The organism is Nonomuraea sp. NPDC049141, from assembly GCF_040648415.1.
GTDB lineage: Bacteria > Actinomycetota > Actinomycetes > Streptosporangiales > Streptosporangiaceae > Nonomuraea.
In genome coordinates, this window is record NZ_JBEZDR010000004.1 from 241450 (window position 1) to 257114 (window position 15665).

At 71.9% G+C, this 15665-nt stretch carries 11 protein-coding genes; 8 read left to right on the top strand and 3 right to left on the bottom strand.

Features of this window, described 5'->3' with window-relative positions; translation table 11 throughout:
• Nucleotides 1-59: 59 nt before the first annotated feature.
• Genes AB0B91_RS13395 through AB0B91_RS13405 form a run of 3 tightly spaced genes read right to left on the bottom strand, consistent with a single transcriptional unit; the run spans nucleotide 60 to nucleotide 4722 of the window.
• On the bottom strand, nucleotides 60-2489 hold the full coding sequence (locus AB0B91_RS13395) for a DUF3488 and transglutaminase-like domain-containing protein (protein WP_358318550.1): 2430 nt from the start codon (nucleotides 2487-2489) through the stop codon (nucleotides 60-62).
• On the bottom strand, nucleotides 2486-3748 hold the full coding sequence (locus AB0B91_RS13400; protein ID WP_358318551.1) for a DUF58 domain-containing protein: 1263 nt from the start codon (nucleotides 3746-3748) through the stop codon (nucleotides 2486-2488). Before AB0B91_RS13400 ends, AB0B91_RS13395 begins: the two co-directional genes overlap by 4 nt.
• The gene (locus tag AB0B91_RS13405; RefSeq protein WP_358318552.1) at nucleotides 3745-4722 is read right to left on the bottom strand and encodes a MoxR family ATPase; all 978 of its coding nucleotides are present in this window, start codon (nucleotides 4720-4722) and stop codon (nucleotides 3745-3747) included. Before AB0B91_RS13405 ends, AB0B91_RS13400 begins: the two co-directional genes overlap by 4 nt.
• Nucleotides 4723-5196: 474 nt before the next feature.
• Here AB0B91_RS13405 and mraZ point away from each other — a divergent pair, with 474 nt between their 5' ends.
• The 8 genes from mraZ to murD all read left to right on the top strand — a co-directional run bounded on the left by mraZ (nucleotide 5197) and on the right by murD (nucleotide 15665).
• The gene (gene mraZ, locus AB0B91_RS13410; RefSeq protein WP_214637671.1) at nucleotides 5197-5628 is read left to right on the top strand and encodes a division/cell wall cluster transcriptional repressor MraZ; all 432 of its coding nucleotides are present in this window, start codon (nucleotides 5197-5199) and stop codon (nucleotides 5626-5628) included.
• A 214-nt stretch (nucleotides 5629-5842) separates the two neighbouring features.
• A complete protein-coding gene (gene rsmH, locus AB0B91_RS13415; protein ID WP_358318553.1) occupies nucleotides 5843-6814 on the top strand; it encodes a 16S rRNA (cytosine(1402)-N(4))-methyltransferase RsmH in 972 nt (323 codons plus the stop codon).
• Nucleotides 6798-7322: a hypothetical protein gene (locus AB0B91_RS13420; RefSeq protein ID WP_358318554.1), complete on the top strand. Its 525-nt coding sequence runs from the start codon at nucleotides 6798-6800 to the stop codon at nucleotides 7320-7322. Before rsmH ends, AB0B91_RS13420 begins: the two co-directional genes overlap by 17 nt.
• Nucleotides 7319-10021: a penicillin-binding transpeptidase domain-containing protein gene (locus AB0B91_RS13425; protein ID WP_358318555.1), complete on the top strand. Its 2703-nt coding sequence runs from the start codon at nucleotides 7319-7321 to the stop codon at nucleotides 10019-10021. Before AB0B91_RS13420 ends, AB0B91_RS13425 begins: the two co-directional genes overlap by 4 nt.
• Before the next feature lie 40 nt (nucleotides 10022-10061).
• Nucleotides 10062-11594, top strand: coding sequence for a UDP-N-acetylmuramoyl-L-alanyl-D-glutamate--2,6-diaminopimelate ligase (locus AB0B91_RS13430; protein WP_358318556.1), 1533 nt, complete (start codon nucleotides 10062-10064; stop codon nucleotides 11592-11594).
• Nucleotides 11591-13246, top strand: a complete 1656-nt coding sequence (murF, locus tag AB0B91_RS13435; protein ID WP_358318557.1) for a UDP-N-acetylmuramoyl-tripeptide--D-alanyl-D-alanine ligase — start codon at nucleotides 11591-11593, stop codon at nucleotides 13244-13246. Before AB0B91_RS13430 ends, murF begins: the two co-directional genes overlap by 4 nt.
• The gene (mraY, locus tag AB0B91_RS13440; RefSeq protein WP_358318558.1) at nucleotides 13243-14301 is read left to right on the top strand and encodes a phospho-N-acetylmuramoyl-pentapeptide-transferase; all 1059 of its coding nucleotides are present in this window, start codon (nucleotides 13243-13245) and stop codon (nucleotides 14299-14301) included. The genes murF and mraY overlap by 4 nt, the downstream gene beginning before the upstream one ends.
• Nucleotides 14286-15665, top strand: coding sequence for a UDP-N-acetylmuramoyl-L-alanine--D-glutamate ligase (gene murD, locus AB0B91_RS13445; RefSeq protein ID WP_358318559.1), 1380 nt, complete (start codon nucleotides 14286-14288; stop codon nucleotides 15663-15665). The genes mraY and murD overlap by 16 nt, the downstream gene beginning before the upstream one ends.

A 15665-nucleotide genomic window follows, 5' to 3' on the forward strand; every position in this document is an offset into this window, starting at 1 on the left:
ATACGACCGTGCGGCCGCCCCCCGGCGAGGGGGAACGACCGCACGGTCGAGTCAGACGGTCATGAGCCCTTCTGGGCTGCCGTCCGCCGCAACCTGATGTTCTCCAGCCGGTCGAATCCGTCGAGCACCCGCTCGCCCATCCGCCGCAGCCGCCGCAGCGTCGAGGGGGGCAGCAGCACGGCCCGCACCCGCCGCCGGCGCGACACCGTGGCCGCCAGCGCCTGCCGTACCTTCCGCAGGTCCTTCCGCATCGGCGTGAGCTCGCCGACGTTCCGCGCGAACAGCGCCCGCTCGACCGCCGAAGCGATCGCAGAAACGGACGCGGCCGACTCGGCGTCGAACTCATAGCGTTCGGTCAGCCGCCGCGCCAGGGCCCGGGGCGTCTCGCTGGGCTGGCGGGCCATTCCGTAGTCGAACAGCACGTCGTCCAGCTCCGCCCAGGCGGCCGCCACGGACGGGTGGCTGCCCGCCACCACCTTGGCCGTCACCTCGTCCGACGGCTCGGACACCTTCCAGCTCAGCGCGCGGACCCGCCTGCTCCTGGTGACCAGCCGGATCCCGGCCGGGATCAGCAGGATGAGCAGGAGCACGCCCGCGCCGATGCCGAGCTTGCCGATCAGCGGCATCGAGTCGTCCACGGGCAGCCCGCTGTCGGCGAGGGTGGCCTCGCGGTCGAGTACGCGGGGGTTCTCCCGGTTCTGCGGGTTGAGCGGCGAGTCGTCGCCCGTGCTGGTCGCTCCGGGCGTCGGTGAGGCGTTGTCACTCGTCGAGCGGGGGAGCGGCTGCGTGTAGGCGGGCACCCGGGCGCTGCCCTGGCCGAGTGAGCCCGTCGGGGTGGGCTCGAACGGCAGCCAGCCCACGCCGTCGAAGTACAGCTCCGGCCACGAGTGGGAGTCGTTCGTGCCGACCGTCCACCTGTCGCCGACCTTCGTACCTCCCGTGTAGCCGATCGCCACCCTGGAGGGGATGCCCGCGATCCTGGCCAGCAGCGCCATCGACGCGGCGAACTGCTCGCAGTAACCCGCCCTGCTGCGCAGCAGGAAGTCCTTCAGCGCGGAGTTGCCGGAGCCCTGCGTCCTGAGGCTGTAGGTGAAGTCGCCGGTCTTGGTGAAGAACTCCTGGATCTTCACCGCGGCCTCGTAGCTCGTATGGGCGTTCGCGGTCACCTTGAGCGCCAGGTCCCTGATCTCCGAGGGGAGGTTCTCCGGCAGCTTCAGGTAGCGCGGGTCGCTGGCCGCGGCCCTGGCCTGCGGCAGCGCGTCGAGCTGGGCCGAGGTCACGTCGGGCTCGGTGGTGAGCACGTCGTAGCCGAGGCCGGCGGCCTCGTCCCTGGTGGAGAAGACCATCAGCGTGCTGACGTCCGCGCGCCAGTCGCCGTCGATGCGGATCTGCCGCGCCGGGTACGGCAGGGGCAGGAACACCAGCCGCTCGATCTCGTCGCTGATCTGGATCCTGGTCGTCACGTTCGAGACCTTGGTCGCCGGAGACAGGCCGGGCGGAGCGGGCAGCGGGCCGTTCTCCGTCTTGTTGTCCGGCGCGCCCTTCGGCTCCGTCATGCCGAACTTCTCGCCGTCGAAGGTGTCGAGCGAGTAGATCCGCAGGTACCGGGGCTGGTCGTCGCTGTTGGTGTAGGACAGCACGGTGCGCCGTTCCGGCAGCTCCAGCTGGCCCTTCAGGCCGGCGATCGGGTCGGGGATGCTGATCGAGTTGCCCTTGCCCGAGCCCCTGCCGCCCACGCCGAAGCTGAAGAACGACACCGGCTCCATCGCCGGCAGAGCCGCGGGCACCAGGACCGCCAGCGCGATCGCGGCGAACCCGATGCGCTTGCCCGACAGGCGCAGCCCCCGCGTGTCGGCCGTCTCGCGCTCGGCGCCCGGCACCGGCGAGGTGGCGATGCGAGTCCGCCTGACCAGCACCGCGCGGCCCCAGTGGCCGATGCGTTCGCGGCCGTCGGCGATCAGCAGGCTGGTGAAGCCGAGGGCGGCGATGATGAACGCGGGCCAGCTGATCGGATCCGGCAGGATCGTGGCCGGCACCGTCGCCAGCGCCAGCATCGGCAGCCCCGCCAGCGCCGCCCGCCGCAACCGGGCGGCGAACAGGTCCACCACGATCGCGATGAGCCCCACGCCGCCGGCCGTCAGCAGCGCGATGCCCTCGGTGGCGGGCACCGGCGCGGCGAACCGCTGGATGTCGGCCCAGCCGGTGCCCAGCAGCTTGCCCAGCTCCACCACCGACCCCTTGGTCGGCACCACCCACGCCCACGCCTTGTCGGAGGCGAAGGACAGGGTCAGGTAGATCCACAGCGCGGCCACGCTCACCAGGGCCGCCGCCCACGCGGGCAGCGACAGCCGCCCGCTCACCAGGCCGGCGCACATCACCGAGAGCACCGCGCCCAGCGACCCCCAGAACCAGAAGCCGCCCTGGAACAGCGGATAGAGCATGACGGCCGCGCAGAACGTGGCCACCGCCGCGGCGACCGACAGCCTCATGCCGCACCTCCCGCCGAGTTGAGGGCGTACCTGCCGCGGTTGGCGGCGTCCTGCCAGACGGAGGCGACCGAGACGCCGGCGGGCAGCCGCACGATGCGCCATCCGTAACCGGCGAGCACGCCCTGCACCGCCTCGTAGTTCTCCGTGGAGCCGGGCTCGCCGCCGTCCCACGTGCTCACGTCGAGGAGTACGGCCACACCGGTGATGCCGCCGTGCCGGAGCCTGGCCAGCTCCCTGGCCTCCTCCGGGTCCAGCGAGCCGAGCACCGCCACGATCAGTCCGTCGCCGCCGCCCTGGCGGAGCGCGGACACCCCCATCTCCAGCGAGCGGGCGGTGCTGTTCCGTACCACCGCGAGGGTGTCGAGCAGCGACCAGCTCAGCCCGGTGTCGGTCAGGTGCTCGGCGCCCTGGTCGGTCACCAGCCGCAGGCCGAGCCCCTCATGGGCGAGATGCACGCCGATCGAGGCCGCGGCCGAGACCGCCACCTCGAAGGAGGAGCGCGGGCCCTCGCCGCGGTGGGCGTAGCGGCGCGTGTCCAGCAGCAGCGCGCCGCGGCTCTGCCACTGCTGCTCCTCGCGCCGCACCATCAGCTCGCCGTGGCGGGCGGTGGAGCGCCAGTGCACCCGGCGCAGGTCGTCGCCCTGCCGGTACTCGCGCGGGGCCACGTCGTCGTCGCCCGCCGCCGCCACGCTCCTGGTGCGGCTGTCGCCGCCGCCGGTCCACTCGCCCGACAGCCGTACGTGGGGCAGCGCCACCACCTGCGGCGTCACCACCAGCGTGTCGCTGATCGTGAACCCGCGGGTCAGCTCCACCAGCCCGAACGGATCGGTGATCCGCACCGACAGCGGGCCGATCGTGTAGCGGCCCCGCAGGTCGGAGCGGACCCGGTAGTCGATCTCCCGGACCCCGCGCGACTCCACCCGGTCCAGCACGAACCGGGGCCGCACACCCAGCGCGTACGGCACGGTGTCCTCGATCAGCAGCAGCCCGGTGGGCAGCCGGGTGACGTTCTCCAGGCGCAGCGTCACGGTCGCCTCGCCGCCCACCTCCGCCCTGGCCGGGTCGAGACGCCGCGCGCAGCTCAGCCGGTAGCGGGTGCGCGCCACCACCATCGCGGCGAGCAGCGGCAGCGCCGTCACCAGCACCCCGATCCTGAACAGGTCGTTCTCGCCCAGCAGGAAGGCCATCAGCATGGCGGCCACCCCGGAGGCCAGGAACGAACGTCCCCTGGAGGTCAGCGCCCGCAGTCCGTCTCTCACGACGCTCGCGTCTCCGGCACGGGTACGCGTCTGACGAGCTCGGCCACCACCTGCTCCGGCAGGCGGCGCTGGCCCTGGGCCTCGATGCTGGGCAGCAGCCGATGCGCGAGCACCGGCACGGCCAGCTCCTGCAGGTCGTCCGGGATGACGTAGTCGCGCCCGGACAGCGCCGCGTTCGCCCTGGCCGCCCTGACCAGCTGCAGCGTCGAGCGCGGCGAGGCGCCCAGCCGCAGGTCGGGGGAGTGGCGGGTGGCGACCGCGAGGTCGATGGCGTACTTCTTGACCGGCTGCGAGACGTAGACGCCGCGCACCGCGTCGATCAGCGCGCGCACCTCGGCGGTCGTCGCGACCGGCTCCAGCTTGTCCAGCGGCGGGGTGCCGCCGTGCACGTCGAGCATCTCCAGTTCGGCCGACGGCTCCGGGTAGCCCATCGCGACCCGCGCGGTGAAGCGGTCGCGCTGCGCCTCCGGCAGAGGGTAGGTGCCCTCCATCTCGATCGGGTTCTGCGTGGCGATCACCATGAAGGGCGCGTCGAGCCGGTAGGTCACCCCGTCAACCGTCACCTGGCGCTCTTCCATGCACTCCAGCAGCGCCGACTGCGTCTTGGGCGAGGCCCGGTTGATCTCGTCGCCCACCACGATGTTGGCGAACACGGGTCCCGGCTTGAACTCGAACTCCCGGGTCTGCTGGTTGTAGGCGCTCACTCCGGTGATGTCGCTGGGCAGCAGGTCCGGCGTGAACTGAATGCGCCGGACCGGGCAGTCGATGGACTTCGCCAGCGCCTTGGCCAGCATGGTCTTGCCGACCCCCGGCACGTCCTCGATCAGCAGGTGGCCCTCGGCCAGCAGGACGGTCAGAGTGAGGCGGACGGCGTCCCCTTTGCCCTCGATCACCGACTCGATGGCCTGCCGGATCCGGTGCGCGGTGGAGACCAGCTCATCGAGCCGGCTCGGGACGTCATGGGTTACTGCCACCAGGCCTCCATGAGAAGTGCTACGGCAGTCCCGCACGTGAGAGTGTGATAGCGGGAGCCATGCCATTCCTTTTCCATTGTGTGTACGACCCTACGACGCTGCGGGTTCTGGAGCGACTTTTACCGATATTCCAGAGAACCTGCCCAAGGTTCCGGTTCTTGTGGCATACGGGGTCGAATCTCGTGACAGTCGCCCTGACGGCGCGCTCCACTTTCCACCACGCGGCGCTTCGCGCAGCGCGCGATCCGCTAATTCGATGGTCATTTCAACCCTCGACACGCCCATGAGGGTTGGGCCGCGCCCTGGCGCCCCCCACTCGACCTCATGGCTTTGACCTGCGGTAACGCGCGGCGGACGGACGACGAAGAGCAGTTGAATCAGTTGACGGTGGGGAGAAGTGGAGTATGGTGGTGCGCAGTGGAGGGCCCGGTGCGCCAGCGCTGAGCGCTTCGCTAGGCACGGGAGGTGGGGCCGATGTTCCTCGGCACCCATCAGCCGCGTCTGGACGACAAGGGACGGCTGTTCCTGCCGGCTAAGTACCGTGAGGAGCTGGCGGAGGGTCTTGTGATCACCAAAGGCCAGGAGCGATGCCTCTACGTCTTTCCCGTAGAGGAGTTCCAGCGCATTACCGAGGCTCTCAGCACCGCCCCGGTCACCGCCAAGGCGGTGCGCGACTACAGCCGCGTCTTCTTCGCCAGCGCGTCCGACGAGACGCCTGACAAGCAGGGGCGCATCACGATCCCGCAGAGCTTGCGCCAATACGCGGGCCTCGTGCGTGACTGCGCGGTCATCGGGGCCAACACCCGGCTGGAGATCTGGGACGCCCAAGCCTGGGATACCTATCTCGACGCGCAGGAGCAGGCGTTCGCCGATCTGTCGGAGGAGGTGCTGCCAGGGATTCTCTAGAGCCACGGTCGATCCGTCGGAGATGTCGTTCGGCGAGGTCTCCACCCGCAACCACTGCCGGCCAGCTGATGCACCTTCCCCGGTGTCAGATGGCAGGCTCCACGAAGAGGGTGCGGATGGGGACCTGGCCGGACGGCGCCGGGTGGGGGCCAGGTGGGCCGATGATCGTCCGGACGCGTCGTCCGCGAGCAAGGACGCGAGAGGGGGGTTGGAGATGTACGACAACACAGGCACAGGCGGTCACGTTCCGGTCATGCTCGACCGCGTACTGGAGCTCTTGGCTCCGGCGCTGACCGGCCGGGAGGCCGTCGTCGTCGACGCCAACCTCGGCCTCGGTGGCCACTCGGAGGCCCTGCTCGCCGCTCATCCGTCTCTTCACCTGATCGGCATCGACCGCGACCCTTTCGCGATCGAGTTCTCCACGCGCAGGCTCACCCCCTACGCCGACCGGACCACGCTGGTCCACGCCTCGTCCGACGACCTGGCCGACGTGCTCGCCGACGCGGGCCGCACCGCCGTCGACGGGGTGCTGTTCGACCTGGGGGTGTCCTCGCCGCAGCTCGACGAGGCCGAACGCGGGTTCGCCTATTCCTATGACGCTCCGCTCGACATGCGGATGGATACGGATCAAGAGCTCACCGCCGAGAAGGTGGTCAATACCTACTCGGCTGCGGAGCTAACCCGCATCCTCCGCGTTTACGGCGAGGAACGGTTCGCACCGCGTGTCGCTGGCCTAATTATCAAGGAAAGGGCCAAGGACCCCATAACGTCGACTAAGCGGCTGGCCGAGATCGTTCGTCAGGCCATTCCAGCCGCCACCCGGCGCACCGGGGGCAACCCCGCCAAGAGAACTTTTCAGGCACTGCGCATCGAGGTCAACGCGGAGCTCGCCGCCCTGGAGGCGGCGCTGCCCGCGGCACTCGACGCGCTCGTGCTCGGTGGGAGAGTCGTCGTGCTCTCCTACCACTCCCTGGAGGACCGGCTCACCAAGCAGGTCCTCGCGGCGCGAACCAAGGACACCGGCCCCCCCGGGCTGCCTGTCCCGCTGCCGGCCCATCAGCCGCGGTTCCGCCTGTTGACGAGGGGAGCTGAGCTCCCAAGCGAAGAAGAGTTGGCCCGCAACCCGCGGGCGACCTCGGCCCGGCTACGGGCGGCAGAGAGGATCCGTGTTGACCACGAGGACTGAGCAGGAGAGCAGGCGGGGCGCGGCCGTCCGCGGCGTCCTGCCGAAGACGGCGCCCAAGACCGGCCCGCGCAGGCCCGGCGTGCCTCACCAGTCCAAGCCCATCCCGCGCTCGCGTCCCGGCGGACCGGAGACGACCGGTCTCGGCGACGGCGAGATCCCGGCGAGCCCCGAGCGGGCGCGCCCGGCGCTCAAGCGACGTCCGTCGCGCGGGCGCCAGCGGGCTCCGTTCGTGCTGCTCGTCGTCGGGCTGATGTGCGGCGGCCTGGTGAGCCTGCTGCTGCTCAACACCGTTCTCGCGCAGGACTCCATCACCGCGGCCAACCTGCGTGACGAGATCGCGGTGGCGCGGCAGGCCAACGAGGAGGCCAGGCTCGCGAACGAGAAGAACACCGGCCCCCAGCAGGTCGCCGACAACGCCGAACTGCAGGGCCAGCATCGTGACTGGGACAAGCCCAACGTCCTGACCGACGCCGGGGCCGACAGCGGCCAGGTGGACCCAGGACGGTGAGAGACACAGGCGGCAGGGGGCAGGGTCCCGGCCGCGGCGGCGCCGGCTCTCAGGGAGGGCCCGGCGCCGCTCGCCGTACCCCGGCGGGGCCGGGGCGTCAGGGCCGGCAAGCGGGGTCGGCTCGCTCGGAGGGGGCGGGCCGGCCCGACAATCCACCCAAAGAGCCGAGGCAGCGCCCGGACCCACTGGACCTCCCCTTCGGCCTTCTCGGCCGGGACGGCGGCCGCGAGGACGCGGAGGACCGCGCCCGACGCCCGCAGGACCCGGCTGACGGGTCCCGCGGCCGCTCCCGCGACGACGAGTCCGACGGCCCGCGAAGCCGCTCCCGTGGCGACGAGCGCGACGGGTCCCGCGGCCGGTCTCGTGACGGCGACGGCTCGCGTGGGCGGTCGCGCGAGGATGACGGTTCGCGTGGGCGCTCTCGCGACGGCGAGGGCTCGCCTGGGCGGTCGCGCGACGAGGAGGGCTCGCTGGGGCGCTCTCGTGACGGCGAGGGCTCCCGTGGGCGGTCGCGCGACGATGACGGTTCGCGTGGGCGCTCTAGAGAGGACGAGGGTTCGCGTGGGCGGTCTCGCTCAGGCGGCGGGGACGGGATCGGCGGGCGTCCCCGGCCGGGTGGCGACGGGCCGAGGTGGCGTTCCAGGCCTGACGGGGACGACGCCGCCAAGGACCGGGCCCGCCAGCGTTCCGGACGCCCGCGCCCAGAGGCCGAACGCGCCGGTGGCCGAGTCCCGCAGGCCAGGGACGACCGGTCCCGTGGCCGCCAGGACGACGGCCCGCTGCGCCGTACCCGCGAAGAAGCCCCCCGTGACGTCCGGCGCTCCCGCGACGAGGGCCGCGGGGACGACGCCAGGCTCCGCCGTAGCGGGGACGACGATCGCACGCGCGCGCAGAGCTTCGGGCGGCGCGGCGGCGAGGGGCCGCCCCGCAGGCCCCCCGCGCCGCCGCGCCCGCCCAAGCCGCCGCCCGTGCTGCGTCTGGGCAACCCGCGCAGGCGCATCAACATCGGCCTGATCGGCATGACGTTCATCCTGTCGATCTTCGGCGGCAGGCTCATCCAGATGCAGGGCCTCGACTCCAAGGTGTACGAGGCGCGGGCGGTGGGCCAGCGCACGCAGACCGAGGACATCCCTGCCAAGCGCGGCACCATCACCGACGTCAAGGGGCACGCGCTGGCCGTCACCGTCGAGGCCCGCGAGATCGCCATCGACCCCACCAAGATCAAGGACGCGGTCCGGGCGAACGTCGCCGCCCTGCTCGCCAAGCAGCTCGGCCGGACCCCGCAGGAGATGGCCGCCAAGCTGGCCAGGGTCGACACCCGCTACCAGCTCCTGGCCAGGGACGTCGACCCGGTCGTGGCCAGCCGCGTGCTCAAGTCCGGCGTGCCCGCGCTGACCTCGAAGAAGACCTACCGTCGCGTCTATCCGGGAGACGACCTGGCGGGCAGCCTGATCGGGTTCGTCGGTGATGAGCAGAGCGGCCTGGGCGGTATGGAGCAGGCGCGCAACACCCTGCTGAAGGGGCGCGACGGTGAGCAGCGCGTCGAGACGGGCCGCGACGGCCAGCGCATCCCCATGACCAGCAGCCAGCGCACGGTCCCGGTCGACGGCGCCGACGTGCGGCTGACCATCGACCGCGACATCCAATGGGCCGCCCAGCAGGCGGTGGCCCAGCAGGTGACCGACTCCGCGGCGAGCAGCGGCACGGTCATCGTCATGGACGTGCGCACCGCGCAGATCATCGCCATGGCCAACGCCCCCGAGCTCAACCTGAACAACTGGCGCAACGCCCCCGCCTCCCAGTACATCAACCGGGCCGCCTCGGACGTCTTCGAGCCCGGCAGCACCAACAAGGTGATCACCGCCGCCGCCACCCTGGAGGCCGGGGCCGTCACGCCCGACACGGTCTTCCAGGTCAAGGACAACATCAAGTGCGCGGACCGGGTGCTGCACGACGCGCACCCGCACAAGCCGGAGCCGATGACCTACCGCCAGGCCGTGGCCGAGTCGAGCAACGTGGCCACCATCATGGCCGCGCGCAAGGTCGGCAGCGAGCGGCTCTACCAGATGCTGAAGGCCTTCGGCTTCGGCGAGCGGCCGGGCGGCGGCGTGCCGAACGCGGAGGCCGGTCTGCTGCCCAACTACAAGAACTGGTCGGGCAGCCAGAGCTGCACGATCGCCTACGGGCAGGGCGTGTCCGTGACCGCGTTGCAGATGGCCAGCGTCTACCAGACGATCGCCAACGGCGGCGTCAAGATCGAGCCGCAGATCGTCGCGGGCACCACCGACGCGTCGGGCAGGTTCGTACCGTCCGCTCCCGGTAAGAAGACCAGGGTGGTCAGCGACAGAACCGCCAAGGAGATCACCACCATGCTGGAGACCGCGGTGAGCGCCGAGGGCACCGGCGAGCTGGCCGCCATCCCGGGATACCGGGTGGCGGGCAAGACCGGCACGGCCAACCGCTATGACGCGGAGCTCGGCCGCTACGACGGCTATACGGCGTCGTTCGCCGGATTCGCCCCCGCCGACGCGCCTCGGCTCGTCGTGCTGTCCGTGCTGCAGAATCCGAAGAAAGACCACTTCGGAGGCCTGGTCGCCGCGCCCGTTTTCAAGGACGTGATGACGTTCGCCATCAAGAGCAAGAAGATTCCGCCGACCGGCTCGACCGCGCCCGCGGTGCGGGCTGGCGCGGGACAGTGACCAGGGAAGGTACGCTGCCGCCGTGCGTCCCCCGTCGTCTATGCGTCCAACGACCAGTCCGCCCCGCCCGCTGACCGGGCTGGCGACCATGCTCGACGCCGATTCCGGCACGTCGCGGTCGCCACACGCCCCGCTCACCGGTGTCACGATCGACTCCCGCCAGGTCCGGCACGGAGATCTCTACGTGGCTTTGCCGGGCAACCAGTCCCACGGCGCCGATTTCGCCGCCGAGGCCATGGCGCGCGGCGCCGTGGCCGTCCTGACCGATCCCGGCGGCCGCGCGGCCGCCGCCGCGACCGGCCTGCCCGTCCTCGTCGTGCCCGACGTCCGGGCCGTGCTCGGGCAGGTCGCCTCCTGGGTGTACGGCCGGCCGGCCGACCACATCCAGTTGCTCGGCGTCACCGGCACCAGCGGCAAGTCCACCACCACGTTCCTGCTCGAAGCCGGCCTGCGCGCCGCGGGCCACAGCACGGGGCTGGTCGGCGGCGTCGAGATCCGCGCCGGTCAGCTCCGCTTCGAGCCACGGCTCACCACCCCCGAGGCCACCGAGCTGCACGGCCTGTTCGCGCTCATGCGAGAGACAGGCGTCACCGCGGCGGCCATGGAAGTCTCCAGCCACGCCCTGGCGCTCGGCCGGGTCGACGGGCTCCACTACGACGTCGCCCTGTTCACCAACCTGTCGCAGGACCACCTCGACTTCCACAAGGACTTCGACGACTACTTCGCCGCCAAGGCCAGGCTCTTCCAGCCTGATCTGGCCCGTGTGGGTGTGACGAACCTCGACGACCCCTACGGCCGCGAGCTGCTGTCGATCGCGAAGGTGCCGATGACCACCTTCTCCGCGCTGGGCTCGCCCGACGCCGCCTGGCGCGCGCTCGACGTGCGGCTGGGCGCCGACGGCAGCACGTTCCGGGTGACCGGTCCCGGCGGCGTCGAGGCCGACGCGCAGATCTCGCTGCCCGGCCCGTTCAACGTCGCCAACGCGCTCGGCGCGATCGTCACGCTCGTCGAGGCCGGGGTGCCGCTGCAGACCGCGGTCCACGGCGTCGGCACGCTCATCGGCGTCCCCGGCCGCATGCAGCGCATCACGGGCGCGGGCGACGAGTTCCAGGCGATCGTCGACTACTCGCACAAGCCCGCCGCGGTCGAGTCGGTGCTGCGCTCGCTGCGCGAGGTCACCGCGGGCCGCCTGGTCGTCGTGCTCGGCTGTGGCGGCGAGCGGGACGCGGGCAAGCGGCCGGTCATGGGCGAGTCCGCCGCGCGGCTGGCCGATGTGGCCATATTCACGAGCGACAATCCTCGTTCCGAGGACCCTTTGGACATTCTGGCCGCGATGATGGAGGGAGCGCTTCGCGTTCCGCAGCATGACCGCGCTCATGTGATCATTGAGCCCGACCGCGCGTCCGCGATCGACCTGGCGATCGGCCGGGCCGGGCGCGGCGACGTGATCGTCGTGGCAGGCAAGGGTCACGAGCAGGGCCAGTACGTTTCAGGCGAGGTGATCCCCTTCGACGATCGCGAAGTGGTCGCCGGTGCGATCGACGCACGTAAGGAAAGCAGGAAGCACGCATGATCCCGTTGCCTCTGGCCAGGATCGCCGAGATAACCTCGGGCGCCCTGTCGGGCATGGCCGACCCTCGCGCCGTGGTGCGCGGTCCCGTCGTGATCGACTCACGGGGCGTAGAACCGGGATCCCTGTTCGTCGCCTTGAAGGGCGCGCGGGTCGACGGCCACGACTTCGCCGCCCAGGCCATCCGGGCCGGCGCCGTCGCCGTGCTGGCCACCAGGCCGGTCGAGGCGCCCACGGTGATCGTCCCCGACGCCGCCGCCGCGCTCGCCGACCTGGCCAGGGCCCACGTCGCCGCGCTGCCCCAGGTCACCGTGATCGGCGTGACCGGATCGGCCGGCAAGACCTCCACCAAGGACCTCCTGGCCAGGCTGACCGCGCGGATCGGGCCGACCATCGCGCCCGTCGGCTCGTTCAACAACGAGCTCGGCCACCCGCTGACCGTGCTCAGGGCCGACGCCGACACCCGCTACCTGGTGCTGGAGCTCAGCGCCCGCAACATCGGCCACATCCAGGACCTCGCCCGCATCGCGCCGCCGCAGATCGGCATCGTGCTCAACGTCGGCACCGCGCACATCGGCGTGTTCGGCGGCAAGGAGGCCATCGCCAAGGCCAAGGGCGAGCTGGTCGAGGCGCTGCCGCGGACCGGTGTGGCCGTGCTCAACGCCGACGACCCGCTGGTCCTCGAGATGGCCTCGCGCACCGACGCCAGGGTCACGCTGTTCGGCCGGTCCGAGGCCGCCGCGATCCGCGCCGAGGACGTCACCGTCGACGAGCGCGGGCGCGCCTCGTTCACGCTGCGCACCCCTTCGGGCTCCGGGCAGGTCCGGCTCAAGCTGTACGGCGCGCACGCCGTGGAGAACGCCCTGGCCGCCGCCGCGGCCGGTTACGAGCTCGGCCTGCCCGTCGCCACCATCGCCGCGGAGCTGTCCGAGGCCACGCCGGTCAGCCGGTGGCGGATGGAGGTCACCGACCGGCCCGACGGGGTCACGGTCGTCAACGACGCCTACAACGCCAACCCCGACTCGATGCGGGCCGCGTTCGAGGCGTTCGGTGTGCTCGGCAAGGGCCGTCGCCGCTTCGCCGTCATCGCCGCGCTGCGCGAGCTGGGCGAGGAGAGCGCCACTTTGAACGAGGAGCTGGGCCGCCTGGCGGGCGGCTCGGGGCTCGCGGGCCTCATCGTCGCCGGCCCCGACGCCCAGCCGGTGCTCCAGGGCGCCTACGCGGCCGTCCAGGAGGCCTCCGCCGCGGGCCCACCGCTCGCGGGAGCACCACCGTTCCCGCCCGCCGCGGGCGGGCCCCCGCTCCCCATGGGGGGACCGCAGGCCCCGCCTCCCGTAGGCGCTCCGGTGTTCCCCCAGACCGTGGGTGGACCGCAGGTTCCGCCCCACGTGGGTGGACCGGTGTTCCCCCAGGGCCCGGCAGGCCCGCAGGGCATGGGCGGCGTGCCGGTCCCGCCGGTCGTCGGGGGCCCACCGTTCGCCGGCGGTTCCGCGAACCCGCAGCAGACGCTCATCCTGCACGTGCCCGACGCCGCCGCGGCGGCGGCCGAGCTGGCCGGGTGGCTGCGCCCGGGTGACGCGGTGCTGGTCAAGGGGCCCCGGGCGATGGGCCTGGAGCGGACGGCCGAGCTGTTGCTCGGGGGGGCCCAACAGTGATCGATATCGTCATCGCCGGTGCGGTGGGGCTGGTCCTCTCGATGCTCGGGACGCCCCTGGCCATCCGGCTGTTCTCCCGGCGCGGCTACGGTCAGGAGATCCGTGAGGAGGGCCCGTCAGGGCACTACGACAAGCGGGGCACGCCCACCATGGGCGGCACCGTGATCGTGCTGGCGTCGCTGCTCGCCTACGGCGGCTCCCACCTCGCCACGCTGGCGGCGCCGACCGTCTCGGGGATGCTGGTGCTGTTCCTGATGACCGGGCTCGGCGCGGTCGGCTTCCTCGACGACTTCATCAAGATCTACAAGCAGCGCAGCCTCGGCCTGCGCAGCGGTGCCAAGGCGCTCGGCCAGCTCGTCATCGGCGCGATCTTCGCGGTGCTGGTGACCCGGCAGGCCAACATCTACGGCATCACCCCCGCCGAGCCCCGGCTGTCGTTCCTGCGCGACTTCGGGCCGCCGTCGATCGGCCTCGTGGGCTTCACCATCTGGGTGCTCATCATGATCGTCGGCTTCTCCAACGCGGTGAACCTCACCGACGGCCTCGACGGCCTGGCCAGCGGTGCGACCGGGGTGGTGCTGGGCGCCTACGTGCTGATCGGCAACTGGCAGCTGCGCAACAACTGCATCGACCAGCTCGGCCCCAACTGCTACTGGGTACGAGATCCGCTCGACCTGGCCGTGGTGGCCGCGGCCGTGCTCGGGGCGCTGATCGGGTTCCTGTGGTGGAACGCCCCGCCCGCGAAGATCTTCATGGGCGACACCGGCTCGCTGGCCCTGGGCGGCGTGCTGGCCGGGCTGGCCATCACCACCCGCACCCAGCTGCTGCTCATCATCCTCGCCGGGCTGTGCGTGATCATCACGATGTCGGTGATCATTCAGGTCGGCTTCTTCAAGATGACCGGTAAACGGGTGTTCAGGATGGCGCCGCTGCAGCACCACTTCGAGCTCAAGGGCTGGGCCGAGACCACGATCGTGGTCCGCTTCTGGCTGATCGCCATGTTGTGCGCGGCCCTCGGGCTCGGGCTGTTCTACGTCGAATGGATGCCCAAGTAATGGCCCTCACCTGCGTGGCCGGGCTCGGCGTGTCGGGCACCGCGGTGGCGCGGGTGCTCGCCGCGCGGGGCGAGCCGGTCGTCGTGGTCGAGGGCGCCGAGGGCGAACGCCAGCGCGCCGTGGCCGCCGAGCTCGCCGGGCTCGGCGTCGAGGTGCGCTTCGGCCCGATGGAGCTGCCGGAGGGCGTCACCCGGCTCGTCACCACCGGCTGGGCGCCGCACCACCCGCTGATCGCCGCGGCTCTGGAGGCGGGCGTCGAGGTGGTCGGGGAGGTGGAGCTGGCCTGGCGGCTGCGGCCCGCCCAGGCGGCTCCGTGGCTCGCGCTGACCGGCACCAACGGCAAGACGACCGTCGTCCGCATGCTCACCTCCATCCTGCTCGCCGCCGGGCGCAAGGCGCTCGCCGTGGGCAACGTGGGCGTGCCCGTGGTCGAGGCCGTCGCGGAGCCGTACGACGTGCTGGCCGTCGAGCTGTCGAGCTTCCAGCTGCACTGGTCGAGCACGCTCGCCCCGCACGCCGCCGCGATACTCAACCTGGCGCCCGACCATCTCGACTGGCACGGCTCGATGGAGGCCTACGCCGCGGCCAAGGGCCGCATCTTCGAGCGCGCGGGCACGGTGGTCTACAACGCCGACGATCCCGAGGCCTCCCGGCTCGCCGCGCCCTACCCGGACAAGGTCGGCTTCACGCTGCTCGTGCCCAAGCCGGGCCAGCTCGGCGTGGTGGAGGACCTGCTGGTGGACCGGGCGTTCGTGCCGAACCCCGCTGAGTCCGCCGAGGAGCTCGCGACGCTCGCCGACGTGCGCCCTCTCGCGCCGCACAACGTGGCCAACGCGCTGGCCGCCGCCGCGCTGGCCCGCACGCTCGGCGTCCCCGCCGAGTCCGTACGGCAGGGCCTGCTCGACTTCGTGCCCGACCCGCACCGCATGGCGCACGTCGAGCGGGTCGGCGAGGTCGACTACGTCGACGACTCCAAGGCCACCAACCCGCACGCCGCCGCCGCGGCGCTGTCGTCGTACCCCTCGATCGTGTGGATCGCGGGCGGCCAGCTCAAGGGCGCCGACGTGGACGACCTGGTACGGCGGGCGGCGCCCAGGCTGCGCGGCGCCGTGCTGCTCGGCGTGGACCGCGCCCGGATCGCCGAAGCTCTGGCGCGACACGCGCCGAATGTCCCCGTCGTGGACATCTCCGCCCAAGACACTGGTGCGATGGACCGTGTCGTCACCGAAGCCGCCAGGCTCGCCTCCCCAGGGGACACCGTGCTGCTGTCCCCGGCCGGCGCGTCGCTGGACATGTTCGCCAACTACCCGGCCCGAGGGGAGGCCTTCGCGCGAGCCGTACGCGGCCTGGAGGCGGCGACGTGA